The sequence below is a fragment of the Methanosarcina thermophila TM-1 genome, from assembly GCF_000969885.1.
Taxonomy (GTDB): domain Archaea; phylum Halobacteriota; class Methanosarcinia; order Methanosarcinales; family Methanosarcinaceae; genus Methanosarcina; species Methanosarcina thermophila.
In genome coordinates, this window is the sequence record NZ_CP009501.1 from 1,330,827 (window position 1) to 1,352,077 (window position 21,251).

Genomic DNA, 21,251 nt, shown 5'->3' on the forward strand with positions numbered 1-21,251 from the left:
CAGGTCCACCTGTGTGAGCGAAGCAAGCGAAACTGAATCTCCACTCTCAAAGCAGAGCTAGGGAATATAGGAAGAGATCCTCTACTCTGAAATAAACACAGAATAAAAAAACAAAATATGAGAAGAGAGGGAACTTCCTCTCTTTGTTTTAATTTACGCTTTTGCTTTCATCTTGTCGATTATTATGTAGTCTTTTATTGCACTAACGGAATCGAAAGGAATCAGGATAAAATTATCCTCCTTCCTGTATCTCGTTGTGTCAAAATTGGGATTAGGGGTAACCATCATGTCAATAATGTTTCCTCCCCTGATCTCAACTACGATATTGCTCAGTACTCCTATCTCGGTTCCGTCGGTAGCCATTACCTGTTTATTAAAGAGGTTTTTTGCAAATTCCTTTGACATTTTTTATCGTATCTCCGTAGCAGCGTGTTATGAGGGTCTGGGTAAAGCTTGCTTTTTCACTTTAAACATTTTATTTCATTTGAAACCAGGTTCTTTAAAACTTTTTCCTTTTAAAAGTTGTTCATTTAAAGTATTACACGTTCAAACTCTTACCTGTACCCGATATAACTAGCTGGCTCCGTAAGTTTCTGGCCACCTTTGAACTGTGCCTCGATCTTCTCATAGAACTGAGCAATGTTCTCTGTAATGGTGGGTTTCACCTTCTTGAGAGCTTCTCTAAAGTGCCGCATTTCCACATATTCCGTGTCAAAATTTTCTCTAAGGGCAATCATTACGGCTTCCCTGCACACAGATTCTATATCGGCACCCACGTAACCCTCGGTTATATCGGCAAGGGTTTCAAGGTCCACGTCGTCAGCAAGAGGTGTTTTACTTGTGTGGATTTTGAAGATCTTGAGCCTGCCTTTCCGATCAGGGGGACCAATATAGACCAGCCGGTCAAAGCGCCCTGGACGCAGGATTGCAGGGTCCAGCAGGTTAGGGCGGTTAGTTGCGGCAATTACTACAACATCCCTGAGGGATTCAAGCCCATCCATTTCGGTCAGGAGCTGGTTCAATACCCTTTCAGAGGTTCGGCTGTCCGTGGATTCCATGCCTGGCATCGCAGCAACCGAATCAATCTCGTCAAAGAAAATCACACAGGGAGCAACCTGCCTGGCTTTTCTGAAGGTTTCCCGAATGGCTTTTTCCGATTCACCAAGCCATTTTGAGAACATTTCAGGTCCTTTGACGCTTATGAAGTTGGCATTAGACTCCCTGGAAACCGCCTGGGCTATCAGGGTTTTTCCGGTACCTGGCGGACCGTAAAGCAGGATCCCCTTTGGAGCTTTTATCCCCATCCTAGCGAACTTTTCCGGATTTTTAATAGGCCACTCCACTGCCTCGATAATGGCTTGCTTTGCTTCCTCCAGTCCACCCACATCATCCCAGGTAACTGTAGGCATTTCTACATAAATCTCTCTGAGAGCTGAGGGTTCAGCCTCCATCAGGGCATCTTCAAAGTGTTTTCTGGTTACAACGATCTTCTCCAGTCTTTCAGGCGGAATCGCATCTTTTTCCAGATCTAGGTCAGGTAGATTTTCTCTGAGGCACCGCATGGCTGCTTCCTGAACCAGAGCCAGCAGGTCTGCGCCCACGAAGCCCTGAGTCCTTTCAGCCAGATACATCAGAAATTTATCTACCTTTTCTTTTCTTTCTCTTTCCGAAGCCTCACCAGCTCCAATTTCAGCTTCACCAGCCTCCTCAGTCTCTTCATATCCCTCTATTGGCATGCCTCTTGTATGGATCTGCAGGATTTCGTACCTATCCTTTGTATCAGGTACACCTATATGGATTTCCCTGTCAAAGCGGCCTGGTCTCCTGAGTGCTGGATCAATTGCATCTACACGGTTGGTAGCACCTATAACAACAACCTGTCCCCTCTCTACCATCCCGTCAAGCAGGGTAAGAAGCTGGGCAACCACACGCCTTTCCACTTCCCCTGTCACGTTTTCCCGTTTCGGGGCGATGGAATCTATTTCATCAATGAAAATGACTGATGGCGCATCCTGGGTTGCCTCTTCAAAGATTTTCCTGAGCCTCTCTTCACTTTCTCCGTAGAACTTCCCTACAATTTCAGGACCGGCAATGTAATGGAAACTTGCCCCAGACTCATTGGCTACGGCTTTTGCAATCAGAGTTTTTCCGGTTCCTGGTGGACCGTAGAGAATAACTCCTTTCGGTGGCTCGATATTGAGGTGAGCGAAAAGCTCAGGATGCTTCATGGGCAGCTCTATCATTTCCCGGACACGCATAATCTCTTCCCCGAGACCTCCTATGTCCTCATAGGTAGTTACGCCCCGGGTTGCTTTTTCGTACCCTTGTACCGGCTTTTTGCGAAGCTCGATAAGCGTGGCCTCCGTGATGAGAACAATTGTGTTTGAAGGTTCGGTCTCAACCGCGACCAGAGGAATTACCTGGCTTGTTGTCAGGGACTCAGTCATTGGCTGCGACATCGAATTTATTATAGGAATAATGTCTCCCCTGAAGACTGGCCTTTTGAGGATATGCCTCTTTATAATTTCATTTGCATGTTCCCCAAACTGAAGTTCAGGCCCCCCCTGCGTCATGCTTTCCGGAAGTGCCAGAACAAGTTTCTTTGCCTCCGGAGCTTCAACCTTTCTAATAGTAACTTTCTCCCCTATGGAGACGCCTGCATTTTGCCGGATGAAGTTATCAATTCTCACGAGTCCCTGATCCCAGTCCTGCCTGTCAGCTCTCCATACTTTTGCTGTGGTCTTTTTCTTTCCCCTTATTTCAACAATATCGCCTGGCGAGAGCTGGAGTTTCAGTAAGGTTGTAGGGTCAAGTCGTATAATTCCTCTTCCAAGGTCGATAGGATATGCCTTTTCAACCTTCAACTGTATTTCTTCCATAGATCATCCCGAAAATAGTTGTGTCTTTTTGATTGTAACTTCTATTCAATAATTATAAAATGAACAGATTTTTCCGGACTGCGTATTACGGAACTACCTGTTTTCTATATTAGTTGTCTTTTTATTTCAATGCCTTTGATAAGGGAAGCTTTTATCCCGGAGGGTTTGTTGCGGAACATTCTGGGCTTTGAATTTTCTGTCCAGGCTTCCTATTTTTAATACACCCCCTTTTTTAGCCTGTACCCTGTCAGGACAATAATTTTATCGGTTAGAGGTACATTTGGTAATTAATTATTTATATTATATTGCCTGGGATATATTACTCCCTATCTCTTCCATTTATTAAATAAGTTTACCCTATATCCGTTTTTCTCTGAGAATTTTTATATCTGAAGCTTCTGTGTATAAAATTATTTAATTACCAGATCAGTTCTTAAACCTGATAGCTTTCGAATCTGCTTCTGTTATGTCCTAAATTCTCAGGAGCTTGAATTATCAGGAGATCTAGATTGTCTCGAATCTAATCTTATGAATACCACGGAATTGACAGCATGAACCTCGAAATCGCGCAGAACAGAATTATTGACTTTATTCTCAACGAAACTCGTAAAGCAGGAGTAGATGGAGCTGTTATAGGCATAAGTGGAGGAATAGATTCAGCCCTCGCCGTAACACTCGCCGTAAGAGCTCTGGGAAAAGATCATGTACTCGGAATCCATATGCCCGAGTCTGGTCTTACCCCTGCTGAAGACAGCAAAGATGCAAAAGCCCTTGCAGACTGGCTGGGAATCGAATTTCAGGTAATTGATATTTCAGGCATTATTTCAGCTTTCATGGCTGCAGTCCCTGAGAGTAAATCTGCGGACCGACTCTCCATGGGAAACCTGAAAGCAAGGATCAGGATGTCCCTCCTCTATTTCCACGCAAACCGGCTGAACCGTATGGTAATAGGCACAGGCAATAAAACTGAGATCTTGCTTGGATATTTCACGAAATATGGAGATGGGGGCGTTGATCTCGAACCTATAGGTGGACTTTACAAAACTGAAGTATGGGAGCTTTCTCGCAGACTTGGGATTCCAGATTCTCTTATCACCAAAAAGCCTTCTGCAGGGCTCTGGGCAGGTCAGACTGATGAAGCCGAACTCGGGATTTCCTACATAAAATTGGATGAAGTGCTCAGAAAACTTGAGCAAAACGAAGATCCTGAAACCATCCTGAATACGCTCGGAATTTCCGAAGAACAGCTGAACTCAGTTATGAGCCGCATCGAGAGAAGCGAGCATAAAAGAAATCCCCCTCCTGTGCCCCAAATCTTTTGAAAAAAGGCTTGAGCGAAAACCCCAAGCAACGGCGTGGTCAAGCGGCACAACGCTTGGTGATAAACCGGCGCAACGGTTTCAGCACAATGGTTTCTTCTTAGCGGGCAGGGAAGATGTTTACGTTAGATTTTTGTTCCCTTACCAGGGGCTTTGCAAGATGTCTGCGGGCGCAGGGCGGGACTTCATATAGTCCTGCGACAAGGTCTCTTTTTATCTCACAGGTGATTTTTGAGACGGCATGGGTTCCACATTTTTTACAGCGGAAACCCTGAGCCCTGCCTGAAGATTTCATGTGTTTTCCGCAGTTCGGACATATAGGATTTTCTTCTTTGTAAAGAGGAGTGAGTGTTTTTATTTCAATTTTTTCGATATTAAGGGTTCTGGAACTGACACTTCCTGACAGTTCAACCTTATCTCCGGGCCTGAGTTTCCTTATAAGCAACCGGAAGTTCTTTGTGGGCTCGAAGGCTGCACAGTCGATTTCATTTCCTTCCTCATCCCTGATTGGAAATATAACATGTCCCCCAGTAATTGTCCTCGGAATTGCCTGGACTGTGCCCTCAAGCCTATAAGAATGCATATCCTGGATTTCAGCGAAACTTGTTACAGAAAGCAGATGCATATCCGTACCCTGATTTGTCCTGTATACGGCAAAACGTTCGATAGGTTCGGCTCTGATCAGGGATGCAGCTTCAGCAACTATGGCAGGATTTTCTCCTCTTATTCCGAAAAGCACGGGATCACCCGAGTGGGGTACGCAGACAACTTGCCTGCTTTTAAGGTCCACAGTGTCCCAGGTGCCAGGGTACGTCTTCCTGTCAGCCTCAAAGAAACTTTCCTTCTCGACCTCACGTGGGGTCCCCCAGCTTTCCTTTTGCCTGTATGCAAGGTACTCAAAGGTGTGATCCCATGCTTCAAGGTTCAGCATAGCCCCGCATGCTGCAAGAGATCCTATCAATCCTCTCCCGTTCTTAAAACCCTTTGAGGGAATCCCAAGTTCCGAGATGAGCGTTTTTGCCTCCTGTATTTCGATAACATCCTTTACAGCTTTCTCAAAAAAGTTTCCGAGAACAGGTTTGAGCCTATCATAATCATTTTCCGGAATAAAAACTACTCCAGGATTGGTTTTCTCGCATTCCATGTGCGCGAGTTCTTCTATTCTGGACACAACATGGGCAGTTACCTTTTCCGGGCAGTCAGTCCTGATCTTCAGGGCTACTGCAGCATTTCCTCTTGTTTTGTAAGGGATGGTAGGATTCAGGCGTATTAGGAGTGGAAGAGTCTCCAGAGTACCATAAGCCTGAAGTTCGTCCAGCAGCAAAGCTCCCAGATAAGTTGTGCACATTCCATCGTTTGAGTCAGTATCATCAATTCCGATAATCATTTTTAGATTCCAGTTTTTACCTTTATTTTCCCAGATGCACTACCATTAAATACATTTTTCGCTACTCTCCGACGTATTTTCATACTGTCAGGATTATCAGAAGTAAAGAAAAATATATATAGATGATTAAACAGAGATTGGTATCGGAATGGCAAAAGAAGTACTCATACATCAAATAATTGATGTATTGACACGTGCAGGTTTTGTAATTTCCGATCGATGCAATATACGTCCAAGAAGTTTTGATATTGCCGCACGGAAAGGCGAGATACTATTACTTTGCAAGGTTTTATTTAATATTGACGGTCTGAATGAAGAGACCGCCAGAGAGATGAAGTACCTGGCCGAATATCTTGGAGGTTCTGCTATTGTTGTGGGGGCAAAGACAAGAGATCAGATGCTTGAGGATAGCGTTGTTTACATGCGCTACGACATCATTGCCCTAAATGTGCAAACACTCCACGATTACTTTATTGAAAATGTTCCTCCTCTGGTTGCAGCAGCACCTGGCGGGCTGTATGTCTCCATAGAAGGGGATATCCTCAAAAAAGCCAGGATGAGTCAGTCAATGTCTCTTGGGACCCTTGCTGCCATGGTAGGTGTCTCAAGGAGGACAATTAGTAAGTACGAAGAAGAGGGCATGGACGCATCGATAGACGTCGTGCTCCAGCTGGAAGAAATTTTAGGGGTTGAACTCGCTAAGCCCATTGATATCCTGAAATCCTGCAGAAGCAGAAAGCCCAGGAAGAAGGTAGAACCCAGAATTGAAGAGAAGAAAAAGCCTTCCGCCCTTTTGCCCGAAGATCTTGTCCTTAATACACTTTCAATGCTAGGATATGACGTTCTTCCTACCTCACAGGCTCCTTTCAAGGCAATTTCACGGGACAAATCTTCAGTTATCCTTACTGGAGTCAGCGAATTCAATACTACCGTAATCAAAAGGGCTCATCTTATGAGCAGTATTTCCTGCGTTACTGAAACTCAATCCGTATTCATTATCAACGGACGTACCAAGGTAAAATCCGTAGAAAACACGGTAATGGTCGAGAAAAATGAGCTTGACAGGATGAGTGATTCTCAGGAATTCCTTAACCTCATAGAAGAACGTAAGGAAAATCATAGCAGGGTGTAACTCAAGCTTTTTAGAAAAAATTTGGATCACAAGCCTTTTCAAAAAGCTGCTTGAGCGCAAGCCTTTTTTCAAAAGGCTTGAGCGAAAACCCCAATCAACGGCGTGGTCAAGCGGCGCAACTCTTGGTGATAAACCGGCACAAGGGTTTCTTCGGTAAATACGTTTAGCAAGCTTTTGATTTTAGTTTATGGAATTGGGCAAAAATTAGGTGGTTAGTTAGGGCATAATTCCAAAAAACTAATATAACACTGTTTCAATCTAGAAGCTTCGATGACGGTAAAGATTGCAGTGCTGGTTTCTGGAAGGGGCTCAAATCTCCAGGCGATTATAGACAGCATTGAAAAGGGTTACATAAAGAATGCGGAAATTAATGTGGTTATCTCAAATAAGGCAAATGCCTATGCACTCGAACGTGCAAGAATTCATGGAATAAGCACAGTTTTCCTTGACCCCGAAAAATATGACCGGGATGAATACGATAAGGCGATTCTGAATATTCTGAACCAGTACGATACGGATCTTCTTCTGCTTGCAGGTTATTTCCGGATTTTAGGAAATGAGATAATTGAAGCCTACAGGAACAGGATTATGAATATTCATCCTTCTCTTCTTCCGGCATTTAAAGGACTTCACGCCCAGAGGCAAGCATTTGAATATGGGGTGAAGGTCGCAGGCTGTACAGTGCATTTTGTAGATGAAGGGCTGGATTCAGGACCAATAATTCTCCAGAAGTGCGTGCCTGTGATTCCAGGGGATACGGAAGAGACGCTTACTAATAGAATTCTGGAACAGGAACATATAATCTACCCTGAAGCAGTCAAGCTCTTTACCGAAGGTAAACTTAAAATTGAGGGTAGAAATGTAGTAATCCTGGATTGAGCAAGCACTTAGAAAATACTTAAAATTATGCAAAACCGGAATAAATTCTACCGAGTAACAACTAATTAACCCCTGATAATTATAAATAACCCTAAATTATAGGTATTCACCACGAAATCTTACAGGCTATAAGGGCTTTTAAGGTTTCGAAATTTCCTATCTTCAAAATATTCAGGAGTCTTTTGCCGAGAGTTCTGAAATTTCAATATGAAAATCCCCCATCAGGAAGGTATATAGCCTGAATTATGTTCCCATTTATCCGGTGATTCTTACCGTTAAATGCCCCTGCGTCTTGAGATTTTCCAGGCTGTCAGGCAACTCCTGCATACATGCACATGTTAGCTTTAATGATACACAACCCAATCCATAAAAAACCTTGATTTTGAATTTTAAATGAACAGGTGACAGTAATGTCTTATATTGAAAAAATTGATCCGGAACTGTCCGAGGCTATCAATAAAGAAGCCGAGCGCCAAGAATACAAATTGAATCTTATCGCATCCGAAAACTACGCGAGCAAAGCTGTTATGGAAGCTCAGGGCTCGATCCTGACCAATAAATATGCCGAAGGATATTCAGGTAAACGTTACTATGGCGGCTGCGATTTCGTAGACGTTGCTGAAGACCTTGCAATTGCCAGGGCAAAGGAGATTTTTAACGCAAAATACGTTAACGTCCAACCTCACTCGGGTTCAGGAGCAAATATGGCTGTCTATTTTTCAGTCTTGCAGCCCGGAGACACTATTATGTCAATGGATCTGTCCCACGGCGGGCATCTTTCCCACGGCAGCCCGGTGAGCTTTTCCGGAAAGCTCTATAATGTTGTGCCGTATGGGGTCAGTAAAGAGACTGAAATGCTGGATTATTCCGAGCTTCTGGAAAAAGCAAAGAAATGTAAGCCACAATTGATTGTTTGCGGAGCCTCAGCTTATCCTCGTGAGATTGATTTCAAGCAGTTCCGTGAAATCGCTGATGAAGTTGGAGCGTACTTGCTTGCAGATATTGCCCACATTGCAGGGCTTGTAGTTGCAGGTGTGCACCAGAGCCCTGTACCTTATGCGGACTTTGTTACCAGCACAACCCATAAAACCTTGCGAGGCCCGAGAGGCGGAATGATTATCTCCAGAACAGAGGAACTTGCAGCCAAAGTCGACAAAGCGGTTTTCCCAGGCATCCAGGGCGGTCCCCTCATGCACATTATAGCTGGAAAGGCTGTGGCTTTTAAGGAGGCTATGAGTGATCAGTTCAAACGTGATCAGGTGCAAACCGTGAAGAATGCAAAAACCCTCTGTAAATGCCTAAAAGAGAAGGGCTTTAATATCGTTTCTGGCGGTACGGACAACCATCTTATGCTTGTAAACCTAAACAATATGAATATAACAGGCAAGGACGCAGAAGCCGCCCTGAGCAAAGCCGGGATTATTGCAAACAAAAACACGGTGCCCTTCGAGACCCGCAGCCCATTTGTCACGAGCGGAGTAAGGTTCGGAACCCCTGCCTGTACCACAAGGGGCATGAAGGAAAAAGAAATGGAAATAATTGCCGACTATATCGAGATTGCGATCAAAAATGCAGAAAACGATAATCTCCTGTCGGAAATAAGCGGTAAGGTCAGGGAACTTTGCTCAAAATTCCCAGTTTATCGCTAATCTAAGAGGTTGGGGTGCTTTTATCAATGTCAGTTGAAGGCTACGAATCACGAATTATAGATGGTAAAGCTCTTGCAAGGCAGATTGAAGATGAAGTAAAGTCAGAACTTGAAGCTCTGGAAAGCGGCCGAGGCATTACTCCTGGACTTGCCACAATCCTCGTAGGCGACGACCCTGCATCTAGAATGTATGTCCGAATTAAGCATAGAGCCTGCGAACGTGTGGGCATCCGGGCAGAAGACCATATTCTTCCGGCAGAAACCAGTCAGGAGGAACTTATCTCTCTGATCGATAGCCTTAACAAAAACAGGGATGTGCACGCAATTTTGCTCCAGCTTCCGCTTCCGAAACATCTTTCCCCTCAGGAAGCAATGGAAGCCATTGCGCCTGAGAAAGATGCAGATGGCTTTCATCCCTACAATATGGGAAAACTGATGATCGGGGACGAAGGGCTTGTTCCCTGCACTCCACATGGGATCATCCGGGCGCTTGAAGAGTACAATGTGCCTGTCAAAGGCAAAAACGTGGTTGTTGTAGGGCACAGCAATGTTGTTGGAAAACCTATGGCAGCAATGTTCCTTAACCGGAACGCAACCATTTCGGTTTGCCACGTGTTCACCGACGACCTTAAGAGATATACTCTTGGTGCGGATATCCTTGTAGTTGCAGCTGGAGTGAAACACCTTATCAAAGCCGACATGATAAAGGAAGAGGCAGTGATCTTTGACGTTGGAATTACGCAGGAAAAAGACGGCGTATATGGAGACGTTGATTTTGAGAATGTAATCAAGAAAGCATCCCTCATCACACCTGTCCCTGGCGGCGTAGGTCCTGTCACCGTTGCCATGCTGATGAAGCATGTACTTAAATGTGCAGAAAAAAACTTTTAAAGCTACTTTATTAAGGCTTTTTTACCGGGTCTGTTAATCTTCTTTTTTATTTTTTCAGAAAAAAATAAATGCGGTATGAATGTTCAAGTTAAAGCAATGAGTTATTATAAAGCATCGAGTACAGACTAAGGGCTGGATTATAAGGCTGAGGCACGGATTGTAAAGCTAAGGCGGCAGGTTGCGGATTTGAGGCATTGTTTCCTGTCTTACTCAATTCACACTAAAACAAGAAAAGTTGTTTTTCCCAATTGTGTCATATTTGAAAAATCCAGCATTATCTCTCCTATCTTGCCAGCCTACATTAATAATAGCTGGTTTTCATAGCCGATTTCTTAATTAATGCACAATATTGCTATCCCAATTGTGCCAGACTGTTTCTACACATCAATATTTTTATGTATTATTGAAGCCTATTTTATTACAATAAAGTTTACCACCAGTAAAATTCGAAATAATTATTGGGTCCAATTTTATAGGTTTGATGCTATAAAATAATCGGCTGGTAGAGTAAGTTCCACTGTAAGTCTTAGTGCCCGTTTAAACATGCCTTCAGCATGTCTTAATCAAATCTACCTGATAAATCAAGCTGATATGAATTAATTAATATATCATTACAGTGATTATTCAATTATCCTGATAATAATCATCAATAAATTCCCCCTGCCCGGAAGCTTCTGGTAATGGAATAAAAGGTTCTTTTTTCACAGGATTTCCTGGAAACGAAATAAAATGTATCTCCCGATTCAAGAGCATGTCCTTGAAATCTTCCATGGCTGAAAAAAGCCTTTATGAACCTGGCTTCCGCCAATGCCTGTTTACCAGTGTTTATTAAGCGCCGGCTGACGTTAAATCGTTTAAAACCCATATAGTCTGGTTGTCAAAAATGGTTGTTGATACTGATATCTGCGGTATGAAAGTAGGAGACCAGTACCCTTCACATGTAATGGGTATAATTAACCTGAGTCCAGAATCATTTTACGAAAACTCGGTCGTAAACCCGGACTCTGCGCTCGAGATAGCTCAGAAAATGGTTAAGGATGGAGCAACCTTCATTGATATTGGAGCACGTTCAACCTGGCGCTTCTCCGAACCTATAAGTAGGAAAGAAGAACTCAAACGGCTTCTGCCAGTGCTTGAAACTCTGGAGGGTAATGTGGATGCTGTGATCTCAGTAGACACAATGTTTTCCGAAATCGCAGAAGAAGCTCTCAAAAAAGGAGCTCAGGTAATTAATGATGTCTCCGGGTTCACCGCAGACCCCAGAATGGTTAAAGTAGTAGCGGATTACGGATGCCCCGCTATTGTTATGGCATCAAATAAAGTTCCGGGTGACCCTCTCGGAATGGATTCTATTATTGAATCGCTTGATTCCATTATACAAACTGCAGAAACAGGAGGCATAGATCCGAAAAATCTTATACTTGACCCTGCAATAGGTAGGTGGACCGAAGAAAAGCTTACTATTTATGACCTAGAGACCCTTGATAATTTTGACCGCCTTAAGATTTTTGAGAAACCTTTACTGGCAGCCCTCTCAAGAAAATCTTTCATAGGAGATGTACTGGGAAAACCTGCTACTGAAAGATTCTACGGCAGCCTGGCAGCAGCAGCTATTGCAGTCTACAAAGGTGCTCATATTATCCGTACACATGATGTGCCTGAGACTTTCGATGTTGTAAAGCTCTCAAGGGCTGTAAGGAGCCGACCAAGTGTAGTAAAAGAGGGCAGGTATGAGGCTTCTGTGGTTGAGGTAAAAGTCCCGCAGGACGCAGCCATTGTAATGCGGAGACTTGGGGTAACCAGGACAGGCTCACAGATAATGCAGGACAAAAGCGTTCATCTTGTGCTGAAAATTCGCAATCTTACGACTACAGAGGCTTTGATAATAAAGCAGGAAATGCTTGCCCGAGGAGGGGATGCAGCCCTGGCAAGAGATGCGGTTTCCCATGAAACAGAAATGACTGATGTGCTTGTAATGGGCACTCTGCTTCAGCTTGGTCGCCTTGCCAAGAAACTTGAAGGGCAGGTGCGTTCTCTACCACTTATTGCCGAAATGATCCGCGAATGTATTGCAAACCGGAGCGATCTGGAATATCGATATTTGAGGTAATTATGATCATAACTTCAGCAAAACCCCTTGAAGAAATCCTGGCTCTGTTAAAAGACGAAGACTATATCTTCATTATCGGATGCAATGTCTGTGCTGCAAAATTGAAGACAGGTGGAGAACCAGAAGTGCTTGAGATGTGCAGACAGCTTGAGAAAAGCGGAAAGCATGTAGTAGGCTGGGCTCTCCCCACTGCAGCCTGCAGCGTCCGGTCTTTTGATTCTCTGGTCCAGAAAAACGAAAAAATAACCGAGGCACGCTGCATCCTGGTAATGGGATGCGGTAGTGGAGTCTCAACGGTTGCCAGTGTAACGGAAGTGCCTGTATTTGGCTCAAATGACACTCTCTCTTTGGGCGGTGCGAGTCAAGGAAAGCTGCTCTCTGACCAGTGTATAATGTGCGGGAAATGCACAATTGGTGAATTCGGGGGGCTCTGCCCTAAAGCGCAGTGTCCCAAAGGACTTCTGAATGGACCCTGCGGAGGGGTTGTTGACGGGATGTGTGAAGTCAATAGAGAGAATGAGTGTGTTTGGACCCTAATTTATAATAGGCTGAAAAAAATCAACAGGCTTGAACTCCTTTATACAATTCATGCTCCTCAGGAGCATGGAGTTAAATAATTTCTTTTTAACCTTTTATTTAATAAATCATATTTTTGTTTTATCTTATTTGATTTTCATCCACAAAAAGCAACTGCATTATCTTTTATCTTAGTGTTTGAGATTAGTCAAGAGATCTGGTCTTCCTTGTGTTGTTATATCTCACAGGAGCATGGTTTAAATAATTTCATTCCTAATATTCTTACCAATGCTTACTAATTTTCGCGAAAAACTGAATTCCGGCAAATTTCTGGTTACTGCTGAAGTTTCCCCCCCTAAGGGCACAAGATTTTCAGGCTCCCTGGAAGATGCTCGCTATCTCAAAGGCATTGCAGATGCTTTAAATGTTACGGATAACCAGTGCTCGATTATGCACATGAGTTCCCTGGCTTTTAGCAAGCTTCTGCTTGATGAAGGGCATGAGCCTATTATGCAGCTCACCTGCAGGGACAGGAACAGGATCGGACTTCAGTCAGATCTTCTGGGAGCGTATGCTCTGGGTATCCGAAATGTCTGCTTGATGACAGGGGATTATCCTTCGTGCGGAGATCACCCTGGTTCAAAGCCTGTATACGACCTCGATTCCGTACAGCTTCTTCAACTTGTCCGGAAGCTAGATTCAGGCATAGACTTTGCAGGGAACAAGCTGGACGGGGGAACTTCCTTCTGTGCAGGTGCTGTAACTGGAATAGACCCCGGAAAAACAATCCAGCTCATAAAGCTTGAAAAGAAAGTCAGGTGCGGAGCTGAATTTATTCAGACTCAGGCTGTCTATGATGTGGGCATGTTTGAGGAGTTTATGGAGGTTACAAGCCACCTTGAAGTACCTATTATTGCCGGGCTGATCCCACTCAAGTCCTTTAGTATGGCGCAATTCATGAATAAGTATATTTCAGGAATCAGTGTGCCTGAGGAAATTATGTCCCGAATAAAAGATGCACCTGACCCGGTTGAAGAAGGACTTTCCATAGCTTCGGAGACCATAAAAGAGCTTATGAAACTATCAAGAGGAGTCCACATTATGCCTGTAGGCTCTCATAAAAATACTCCGAGACTGCTTTCTATGGCTGGGATTCTGGGAAATGATTAAGATGAGAGTTTAAAAATATGCCTGTACTGTAAAAACCTCTTTTTCCACCTTTTCGGCGGCAAGGTTCTGTATCTCCTCGTTTTCCACATAGAATCTTTTATTCTCCGCAGAACCTTTTGTTCTCCTGTTCTTCTTGAGCACTCTGTTTACATATTCCTTGCTCTTCTCTGCAACCATTGGATACATTTATCAATATCCTGCAGTATTTTACGCTTTGGTTTACATCTATTTTTGATTCAGCAAAACAGGCTAATCATTAATTCTAAAGGCAACAAAATATGAGTTCAGAAAACGTTTCCATCCAGATGTTCGGGATTAAGACCCCTATTATCCGCGAAGGGGATGATATAGTACAGATTCTAGAAAAGGCTCTGGAGGAATCAGGAATTGTTCCTGTTGACGGGGATATTTTCGTGATTGCCGAATCCGCGGTTGGCACTGCAGAAAGAAGAGTCGTCAAGCTTGCAGATATCACTCCATGTAAAAGAGCAAAGGAGCTTGGGGAAAAATACGGTATCGACCCCAGGGAAATGGAACTTGTGCTTCAGGAATGCGATGAGATTTTTGGGGGCGTGCCAGGCGCTGCTCTTACAATTACAAAAGGTGTCCTGGCTCCTAATGCAGGTATTGATTCTTCCAATTCCCCTGAAGGCTATGTAACTCTGCTTCCCAAAGACCCGCGGAAAAGTTCCGAAAACATCAGGCATAGGCTTGAACAGCATTACTCCTGCAGGCTTGGAGTAATCATAGGGGATAGCAGAACCCAACCTCTCAGGCTTGGTTGCTCGGGAATCGCGCTTGGAGTCTCAGGTTTTGTGCCTGTAGAGGACGTTCGTGGAACCCATGACATTTATGGGAAACCTCTCCGCCTTACTTATAAGGCTGTAGCAGATAACCTTGTCTCAGCTGCAGAACTTATTATGGGAGAAGCCGGAGAAAGAGTGCCCTGCGTGCTTATTAGGGGTGCTCCTGTGATTATGGTAAATGAGTCTCCGGAAATGCCAACTATCCCTATGGAAGGCTGCATGTATTTCGGTAACGTTATTAGATGCAAAGCCGAGAATAAATGTACTAGTGACAAAGCCGACAATAAATGTACTAGTGGTAAAGCCGATAATAAATGTACTGGAAAAAACGACTGATTTCTCAACCTGTTCAGGCCTATTGAGGCTTTCTCTTACGAATATATTTACAGTAAAACCATAAGCTTGAGATAAGCGTTATATATTCTCGAAGATAATACATACAATTATTAAGTCCCGACCCTGTATTTGGTAAATCCAGCTATCAGGTCGCCTATCATCAGGATTGGGTCTCCGGCAGCTTTGTCGTATATGCCTTTATAGGCAGTATACGGTTCTTCCATGCGCTTTCCGGAGTGAATTAAATTAAAAACAGAGAAGGTTTCAGACGTTTCAAGATATTCAGGTGATTTTATGAAGCCGATATTATTGGACTTTTCAGCAACATGGTGTGGACCTTGCAGGATGCAAAAACCGATTCTTGAAGAGCTCGAGAAAAAGTACGGGGATAAGGTTGAGTTCAAGATTATCGATGTAGACGAAAACCAGGAACTGGCCTCCAAATATGGCATACATGCCGTCCCAACTCTAATCATTCAGAAAGACGGAACCGAAGTAAAACGCTTTATGGGGGTAACCCAGGGCAGCGTTATTGCGTCAGAGCTAGATAAGCTCCTCTGACCCTAAATTCTTCTGATAAAGATCGTCCGGGGTTCAAGAAACCTGGGGCTAGTTTTTTTCCATACGGTCTTTGAGCTTTTTCTATACTTGTTAAGCCAAAAATCGGACTGCAAATATTAGCTACGTCTATTTTTGCACAACCCTTCACTTTTTTTGGAGATGTGTTTTATTTCTTTTGAAAGTGAATTTAATTTCTTTTAAACGTAAATATTTGATGTCATTTCATATGTTCTTTATATTAAACCACTAATAATTCTCTAAAATCATTCGCCTTTAATCGAATTTTTTCTGCTCAGGGAGTATAAGTTTTATTGGAATTACCCACTAAAGAGATATTAGAGGTTTCATAATTTCATAATAATTATATCAGTTTTTATAAAAAAATTAAATAAGTGGGGATGAAAAAAATCGAATCCAAATAGAAGACAATTTGCAATAATAGTGGTCGTTTATTTTTCCTTGCCTTCACCTGCATATCTAAGAAATATTTTGTGAATCAAGAATCGAGAATACTATCTAAATAATGTTAGTTGAATAGGATAAATATTTATAGTCAGTATATCCTAATATATCAATGTAAAATTTAAAAAATTTGCAGTGGGATGAGAAAAACATGAGAATCCGAGTGGTTAGTTCAAGAGAAGAAATCTTTACACTTAATCCTAATGAGCGTGTTGTTCACCTGGCTTTCAGGCCGTCGAACAAGGATATTTTGGGACTGGTTGAAACTTGCCCGAAGCTTGAGGTAATTCAATTACCTAAATCCTATATGGCTACAGTTTCAAAATCTATAGAAATGTTTCTTGAGATGCAGAGAATCCAGCTCATCGAAGGTGATGTATGGGGTCACAGAAAGGATATAAACGAATACTACACCATTCCATCCTCAGTTACTGAGAAAATAAGAGAGATGAGAATAGAAGGTAAATCCAAGGAGGATATTGAAGCAAGGATTTCAAGGGAAAATAAGCTTAATCCCGAACTGGTCGCTTATATTATTGCTAAAGAAGCTTCTATCTGATCAGGGCAGAGTAAGGTATGCTGTCAGAGGTTTTACTGGAGATTGAATCGTAAGGTCCGAATCTTTCGAGCTCTGCAGATCCGATCTCCGGCTTGAATCTCTTTTTTAGAAGCTTATGTAAAGAGGAAGTAGAAAACTGTAAAATATAATTGAGGTGTACTTTTCAAGATAACAAAAAGATTCTTTATTTCTTAAGTTAATTTATTGTACTTCTCAAAAGATTTATAATCTGAGAAGGTTCCGAGATCCAGGGAGTTGATATCGAAGTTACTATCAAAACTAATTAGAAAACAAACTTTACGATCTCTTTGGCTGGGATAATCTTATTTTTAACTTCTTTTCCAATGGATTTTTCAGGATGCTAAAACTTCGTCAGTATTGATTCTTCCTTTCAAAATACTGTTTTTTTAAAAATGAACCTAATTGGGCTTCAATGCCAATTGTTTTTATATAAAACTACTATATTACGAATCTACAGCTTTTCCCTAAGCTTAAATATTTTAAGTATTATTTTCCTCAAGGATTTACGTGATTTCTAAAAAACTGATTGATCTTGGTGTGCTGGTGCTCAGGCAACGTAATTCGCGCGGAACTTTTAAACCGCATCTTTCTCTCCGGTTCAGGGATAATGCCGGAGATTTGCGCACCTTTTCTATTGACACTACTCGCACACCTGGAAAACATCTCCAGCCCGATGCCTATCTTATTACTCATGCCCACTCTGACCATCATGGAAAATCAGCTATGCTCTCCCCCAATGCTGTATGTTCGGAAAAGACCGCAATGGCGCTTGAAATCAGGCATGACAGGAGATTTGCGGGCAGTATGTTCAAGCTCGGGAGTGAAATCGATATAATGGGTACAAAAGTAAAGACCTTCCCTACGGAGCATACAGCAGGTGCAACGGCTTTTTACTGGGAAAACGAAGTAGGGACAAGGATTCTGGTTACAGGGGATGTGAAAGATGCAAGCAGGCTTCCTCCCTGTGACGTCCTTATTACTGAGGCTAACTATGGTGACCCTGCCGATCCTGCCTGCCATTTTGCAGATGACCTCGAAGGCATGAAATCTGCACTTTTTGAAAATGGTTCGGTTGCCTTTGGAGCATATGAATTTGGAAAAGCCCAGCGCGCAGTCAGACTCATAAGAAGCTTCGGATATGACGGTGCAATCCGCATGGAGGCAAGGACAAGGGCTCTTACCCGCAGCATGCTTGAGAATGCTGGGGAACTTGCAGGACTTGATTCCAAAGATGGGGTTTTTATTGTTCCTCCCTGGGATCTTGACAAACTTCCCTGGAACATGAAAAAATATGTACTCAGCTGCCGCATGGACTACCCATATCCAATAATCCGGATAAGCGATCATCTTGACGCCTGCGGACTTGAGAACATGGTCAGGAGACTTTCGCCTGAGGTCACACTTGTCTATCATCCGGGAGGGCACAGGCCCTCAAAATTTTCAAAACATTTAAATTCAATAGGAATGGATTCGATATCCATAGATCAGATCGGTAATGTTTTAAACGATGGATTTATTTAATTATCTCTTCCAGCAACTGGATTTCATTATCCAGCTCAATAACCCATAAAACAGTTTAGTACCAGAGTCTTATTTCAATAATTTAATTCTAATAATTTAAATACAATGATCTTAATCTGATAGCTCAGATCTGCGAGTTCAGATCATAATATTCAGGTCTAATTCTAACTGAGATTAGATCCTGACCACTATCGCATCCCGGGAATGTTAATTGCCGTTCAGGAGAGTATACAGTTTGAGTAAGCAAAACCCTAAGTCAAAGTACAGAAAGGAACCCGCAAAAACTACAGGACGTGCTGCAGAAAAGCCCGTAGCTAAGGTTGAAACTCCGGAGAAGAAGAGCTTTATTAAGGAAAGGACGCCTGAAGAAAAGAGAAAGGAACACAGGGACGGAATTATAAAAACGGTAGTAGCCGCAGTACTTGGTATAATCGCAGGAGTTATATGTTTCAGCCTTTATGGGACCGGGGAAGATAGGCAATGGTATGCAATACTTATGATTGTTATCGGGCTTACATATTTCATACAGAAGCTCATCTATCCCCCAATCAAGATCGACATAAAAGAGTTCAAATTCAAGGACTGGTTCTACGTAGAGTTTGTAATTATTGATTTCTTCCTTGTTACCTGGACTCTACTCCTGAATTAAAATCTTCTTTAAATCGTCTTTCCTGAACTGCAAAAAGGCTTTCAATTTATGAAAGCCTTTTATATATGTTTGCTGCTACAGGTATCTAATTTCAGGATTTACAGGATTTTTATTACGGGATTTTCTGGTTTGATTTGCCGGATTCCTGTAAGATTGATTTTTTTCAGCAAGATTAATTTATCCGTTTATTTATGAAATTCGCTCTTTATCCTGTTAGATTCCTGGGCGGTTCTTACGCCCGTGTTCGTCCAACGATTCATATACTAGAGAAGGCATTTCATAACCGATACTGCTGTATATGTACAATAAATTCTCAGTAGAGCGCCCTTATATTGTCATATTGCTCTGCTATATTAATTGGTTTTTACTATAGCAAGCCAATACTTTATGTGCCTTGCCTGAGAAATTAAGACAGACATGCCATTCCATTTTAACTGATAAATCAATAAAAAAACGTAATTTTCGGGGACTATCATGAGAATAGCTATACTTGATAAAGATAGATGTCAGCCCAGACGGTGCAGCAAGGAGTGCGAGAAATATTGCCCGAGGGTCCGGACAGGGGATGAGACAATTGTTTTTGAGGAAGGCGGAAAACCCGTCATTTCCGAAGAACTCTGTGTAGGTTGTGGGATTTGTGTAAATAAATGTCCTTTTAAGGCTATTATGATTATAGGGCTTCCTGAAGCTCTGAAAGAGCCAACTCACAGGTATGGACCGAATGGATTTGTCCTCTTTGGGCTGCCTGTACCCAGGGTAGGAAAAGTAACAGGAATTCTAGGACCTAATGGTATAGGGAAAAGTACATCCGTACAGATTCTCTCAGGAGCTTTGATCCCTAACTTCGGAGAAGAGAAAGGCGACTGGGATACCGTGCTTGAACATTATGCCGGAACTGCGCTTTACGACTATTTCAAAGCTGTTATAGATGGGAAGGTCCGGGTTTCCCAAAAGCCCCAGTATGTGGATCTTATCCCTAAAGCCTTCAAAGGAAAAACCTCAGAACTGCTTGGAAAAACTGATGAGAGAGGCATACTTGATGAACTTATAGACTATCTTGACTTAAAAAATGTAGTCGACAGGAAGATTTCAGAACTGAGCGGTGGAGAACTGCAGCGCGTGGCAATTGCAGCCTGTGCGGCAAAGGATGCTCAATTCTATTTCTTTGACGAGATCAGCCCTTACCTTGACATCTACCAGAGGATTAACGTTGCACGCCTTATCCAGAAAATCTCAAAGGATAGGTCAGTACTTGTGGTAGAGCACGATCTTGCAATCCTGGATATGCTTACCGATGTAATTCACATTGCTTATGGAGAACCAGCAGCCTTCGGTGTAATCACTCTCCCAAAGAGTGTACGTGTGGGGATTAACCAGTACCTTAAAGGATACCTCCCTGAAGAAAACATACGAATCCGACCTGAAGCCATTAAATTTGAGGTTCATCCCCCGAGAGAAGATTACCAGTTAAGGTCAATGGTCACGTTTGGCAGTTTTTCAAAGAAATTCGGTGACGGCTTCACCCTGAAAGCTGCAGGCGGCAGCCTTAGGGAAGGTGAAGTGCTTGGAATAGTTGGTCCGAATGGTATAGGTAAGTCCACCTTTGTAAAAATCTTAGCAGGCGAAATCAAACCTGATGAAGGCGACCCCGGCATAGATGTCAAGATCTCTTACAAGCCGCAGTACATTAAAGCCGATATCCCTGTGCGTGTACAGGACTTCCTGCGCGGGATCACAAGGCAGTTCGGAACCAGTTACTATGATGTAGAGATAGCGAACCCTCTCCAGCTTGATAGGATCTATGACAGCTTGCTTACGGATCTCAGCGGCGGAGAGCTGCAAAGGGTTGCAATTGCAGCCTGTCTTTCTCAGGAAGCCGACCTCTATATTCTGGATGAACCCAGTGCCCATCTGGACGTGGAACAACGTTCCATGGTTACTAAGGTCATTAGCCGTTTTGCCGAGAACAACCAGAAGACAGCTCTTGTTGTAGACCACGATATCTACATGATAGACATGTTGAGCCAGCGCCTCATGGTTTTTGAAGGCAAGCCGTCTGTGTACGGTGAGGCGCACGGTCCGTTCAGCATGAAAGAAGGTATGAACAGATTCCTGAAAAATCTGGGGATAACCTTCCGCCGGGATGAGGAAACAAAACGCCCGCGTGTAAATAATCTAGGCTCAAGGCTTGACCGGGAACAGAAGGAAAGTGGAAATTACTACTACTCGGCTAGTAGTTAAATTCGCCAGACCAACCGTTGATTCAATTAGAGATATAATAGATTAAGAATCAGTTCGGAAAATCTTAGAATTGGGTTCCATTAACCGGGAACCCGGATTTTTGCAGAGCTTTTGAATAAGTTTTTGGGAAGCTCTGTGAATAAAAAATTTTTTGACACTGCTGT

General features: G+C 42.9%; 19 protein-coding genes. 14 read left to right on the forward strand and 5 right to left on the reverse strand.

What is annotated here, in order from left to right; translation table 11 throughout:
• Nucleotides 1–153: 153 nt before the first annotated feature.
• Nucleotides 154–405 carry a PRC-barrel domain-containing protein gene (locus MSTHT_RS05675; RefSeq protein WP_048166941.1) on the reverse strand — a complete coding sequence of 84 codons (252 nt, stop codon included), beginning with the start codon at nucleotides 403–405 and terminating at the stop codon, nucleotides 154–156.
• Between the two features lie 149 nt (nucleotides 406–554).
• Nucleotides 555–2,879: a CDC48 family AAA ATPase gene (locus MSTHT_RS05680; protein ID WP_048166942.1), complete on the reverse strand. Its 2,325-nt coding sequence runs from the start codon at nucleotides 2,877–2,879 to the stop codon at nucleotides 555–557.
• A 551-nt stretch (nucleotides 2,880–3,430) separates the two neighbouring features.
• Here MSTHT_RS05680 and MSTHT_RS05685 point away from each other — a divergent pair.
• Nucleotides 3,431–4,201, forward strand: a complete 771-nt coding sequence (locus MSTHT_RS05685; RefSeq protein ID WP_048166943.1) for an NAD+ synthase — start codon at nucleotides 3,431–3,433, stop codon at nucleotides 4,199–4,201.
• A gap of 97 nt (nucleotides 4,202–4,298) precedes the next feature.
• Here MSTHT_RS05685 and MSTHT_RS05690 read toward each other — a convergent pair whose 3' ends face one another.
• On the reverse strand, nucleotides 4,299–5,585 hold the full coding sequence (locus MSTHT_RS05690; protein ID WP_048166944.1) for a tRNA(Ile)(2)-agmatinylcytidine synthase: 1,287 nt from the start codon (nucleotides 5,583–5,585) through the stop codon (nucleotides 4,299–4,301).
• A 148-nt stretch (nucleotides 5,586–5,733) separates the two neighbouring features.
• On the opposite strand from MSTHT_RS05690, the gene MSTHT_RS05695 reads away from it, so the two are divergent.
• From MSTHT_RS05695 to MSTHT_RS05710, 4 genes are all read left to right on the forward strand, one after another.
• Nucleotides 5,734–6,717: a transcriptional regulator gene (locus MSTHT_RS05695; protein WP_048166945.1), complete on the forward strand. Its 984-nt coding sequence runs from the start codon at nucleotides 5,734–5,736 to the stop codon at nucleotides 6,715–6,717.
• A gap of 270 nt (nucleotides 6,718–6,987) precedes the next feature.
• Nucleotides 6,988–7,596: a phosphoribosylglycinamide formyltransferase gene (gene purN / locus MSTHT_RS05700; RefSeq protein ID WP_048166946.1), complete on the forward strand. Its 609-nt coding sequence runs from the start codon at nucleotides 6,988–6,990 to the stop codon at nucleotides 7,594–7,596.
• 410 nt (nucleotides 7,597–8,006) lie between these two features.
• A complete protein-coding gene (gene glyA, locus MSTHT_RS05705) occupies nucleotides 8,007–9,245 on the forward strand; it encodes a bifunctional serine hydroxymethyltransferase/L-allo-threonine aldolase (protein ID WP_048166947.1) in 1,239 nt (412 codons plus the stop codon).
• A gap of 26 nt (nucleotides 9,246–9,271) precedes the next feature.
• On the forward strand, nucleotides 9,272–10,135 hold the full coding sequence (locus MSTHT_RS05710) for a bifunctional methylenetetrahydrofolate dehydrogenase/methenyltetrahydrofolate cyclohydrolase (RefSeq protein WP_048166948.1): 864 nt from the start codon (nucleotides 9,272–9,274) through the stop codon (nucleotides 10,133–10,135).
• Nucleotides 10,136–10,759: 624 nt separating this feature from the next.
• Here the strand turns inward: MSTHT_RS05710 and MSTHT_RS14460 are convergent.
• Nucleotides 10,760–10,906 carry a hypothetical protein gene (locus tag MSTHT_RS14460; protein ID WP_156149724.1) on the reverse strand — a complete coding sequence of 49 codons (147 nt, stop codon included), beginning with the start codon at nucleotides 10,904–10,906 and terminating at the stop codon, nucleotides 10,760–10,762.
• 112 nt (nucleotides 10,907–11,018) lie between these two features.
• Here MSTHT_RS14460 and folP point away from each other — a divergent pair, with 112 nt between their 5' ends.
• The 3 genes from folP to MSTHT_RS05725 all read left to right on the forward strand — a co-directional run bounded on the left by folP (nucleotide 11,019) and on the right by MSTHT_RS05725 (nucleotide 13,931).
• Nucleotides 11,019–12,245, forward strand: a complete 1,227-nt coding sequence (gene folP / locus MSTHT_RS05715) for a dihydropteroate synthase (RefSeq protein ID WP_048166949.1) — start codon at nucleotides 11,019–11,021, stop codon at nucleotides 12,243–12,245.
• A gap of 2 nt (nucleotides 12,246–12,247) precedes the next feature.
• On the forward strand, nucleotides 12,248–12,862 hold the full coding sequence (locus MSTHT_RS05720; RefSeq protein ID WP_048166950.1) for a methylenetetrahydrofolate reductase C-terminal domain-containing protein: 615 nt from the start codon (nucleotides 12,248–12,250) through the stop codon (nucleotides 12,860–12,862).
• 187 nt (nucleotides 12,863–13,049) lie between these two features.
• Nucleotides 13,050–13,931 (forward strand): methylenetetrahydrofolate reductase, encoded by an 882-nt coding sequence (locus tag MSTHT_RS05725; RefSeq protein WP_048166951.1) that lies wholly within the window; start codon nucleotides 13,050–13,052, stop codon nucleotides 13,929–13,931.
• 9 nt (nucleotides 13,932–13,940) lie between these two features.
• Here MSTHT_RS05725 and MSTHT_RS14465 read toward each other — a convergent pair whose 3' ends face one another.
• Nucleotides 13,941–14,117, reverse strand: a complete 177-nt coding sequence (locus MSTHT_RS14465) for a hypothetical protein (protein ID WP_156149725.1) — start codon at nucleotides 14,115–14,117, stop codon at nucleotides 13,941–13,943.
• 92 nt (nucleotides 14,118–14,209) lie between these two features.
• Between MSTHT_RS14465 and cofE the strand changes: the two genes are divergently transcribed.
• From cofE to MSTHT_RS05755, 6 genes are all read left to right on the forward strand, one after another.
• Nucleotides 14,210–15,073, forward strand: coding sequence for a coenzyme F420-0:L-glutamate ligase (cofE, locus tag MSTHT_RS05730; protein ID WP_048166952.1), 864 nt, complete (start codon nucleotides 14,210–14,212; stop codon nucleotides 15,071–15,073).
• 294 nt (nucleotides 15,074–15,367) lie between these two features.
• On the forward strand, nucleotides 15,368–15,634 hold the full coding sequence (gene trxA, locus MSTHT_RS05735) for a thioredoxin (protein ID WP_048166953.1): 267 nt from the start codon (nucleotides 15,368–15,370) through the stop codon (nucleotides 15,632–15,634).
• Nucleotides 15,635–16,247: 613 nt separating this feature from the next.
• Nucleotides 16,248–16,655 carry a DUF1699 family protein gene (locus MSTHT_RS05740; protein WP_048166954.1) on the forward strand — a complete coding sequence of 136 codons (408 nt, stop codon included), beginning with the start codon at nucleotides 16,248–16,250 and terminating at the stop codon, nucleotides 16,653–16,655.
• Nucleotides 16,656–17,183: 528 nt separating this feature from the next.
• Nucleotides 17,184–18,197: an MBL fold metallo-hydrolase gene (locus MSTHT_RS05745; protein WP_048166955.1), complete on the forward strand. Its 1,014-nt coding sequence runs from the start codon at nucleotides 17,184–17,186 to the stop codon at nucleotides 18,195–18,197.
• 235 nt (nucleotides 18,198–18,432) lie between these two features.
• Entirely contained in the window at nucleotides 18,433–18,846 is a 414-nt protein-coding gene (locus MSTHT_RS05750; protein ID WP_231588213.1) for an EMC6-like membrane protein, read from the forward strand.
• A gap of 474 nt (nucleotides 18,847–19,320) precedes the next feature.
• Entirely contained in the window at nucleotides 19,321–21,087 is a 1,767-nt protein-coding gene (locus MSTHT_RS05755) for a ribosome biogenesis/translation initiation ATPase RLI (protein ID WP_048166957.1), read from the forward strand.
• Nucleotides 21,088–21,251: the final 164 nt, after the last annotated feature.

Coding starts and splice junctions, on each gene's coding strand:
- MSTHT_RS05675 (WP_048166941.1), bottom strand. CDS start 405: ATGTCAAAGGAATTTGCAAAAAACCTCTTTAATAAACAGGTAATGGCT.
- MSTHT_RS05680 (WP_048166942.1), bottom strand. CDS start 2,879: ATGGAAGAAATACAGTTGAAGGTTGAAAAGGCATATCCTATCGACCTT.
- MSTHT_RS05685 (WP_048166943.1), top strand. CDS start 3,431: ATGAACCTCGAAATCGCGCAGAACAGAATTATTGACTTTATTCTCAAC.
- MSTHT_RS05690 (WP_048166944.1), bottom strand. CDS start 5,585: ATGATTATCGGAATTGATGATACTGACTCAAACGATGGAATGTGCACA.
- MSTHT_RS05695 (WP_048166945.1), top strand. CDS start 5,734: ATGGCAAAAGAAGTACTCATACATCAAATAATTGATGTATTGACACGT.
- purN (WP_048166946.1), top strand. CDS start 6,988: ATGACGGTAAAGATTGCAGTGCTGGTTTCTGGAAGGGGCTCAAATCTC.
- glyA (WP_048166947.1), top strand. CDS start 8,007: ATGTCTTATATTGAAAAAATTGATCCGGAACTGTCCGAGGCTATCAAT.
- MSTHT_RS05710 (WP_048166948.1), top strand. CDS start 9,272: ATGTCAGTTGAAGGCTACGAATCACGAATTATAGATGGTAAAGCTCTT.
- MSTHT_RS14460 (WP_156149724.1), bottom strand. CDS start 10,906: ATGGAAGATTTCAAGGACATGCTCTTGAATCGGGAGATACATTTTATT.
- folP (WP_048166949.1), top strand. CDS start 11,019: ATGGTTGTTGATACTGATATCTGCGGTATGAAAGTAGGAGACCAGTAC.
- MSTHT_RS05720 (WP_048166950.1), top strand. CDS start 12,248: ATGATCATAACTTCAGCAAAACCCCTTGAAGAAATCCTGGCTCTGTTA.
- MSTHT_RS05725 (WP_048166951.1), top strand. CDS start 13,050: ATGCTTACTAATTTTCGCGAAAAACTGAATTCCGGCAAATTTCTGGTT.
- MSTHT_RS14465 (WP_156149725.1), bottom strand. CDS start 14,117: ATGTATCCAATGGTTGCAGAGAAGAGCAAGGAATATGTAAACAGAGTG.
- cofE (WP_048166952.1), top strand. CDS start 14,210: ATGAGTTCAGAAAACGTTTCCATCCAGATGTTCGGGATTAAGACCCCT.
- trxA (WP_048166953.1), top strand. CDS start 15,368: ATGAAGCCGATATTATTGGACTTTTCAGCAACATGGTGTGGACCTTGC.
- MSTHT_RS05740 (WP_048166954.1), top strand. CDS start 16,248: ATGAGAATCCGAGTGGTTAGTTCAAGAGAAGAAATCTTTACACTTAAT.
- MSTHT_RS05755 (WP_048166957.1), top strand. CDS start 19,321: ATGAGAATAGCTATACTTGATAAAGATAGATGTCAGCCCAGACGGTGC.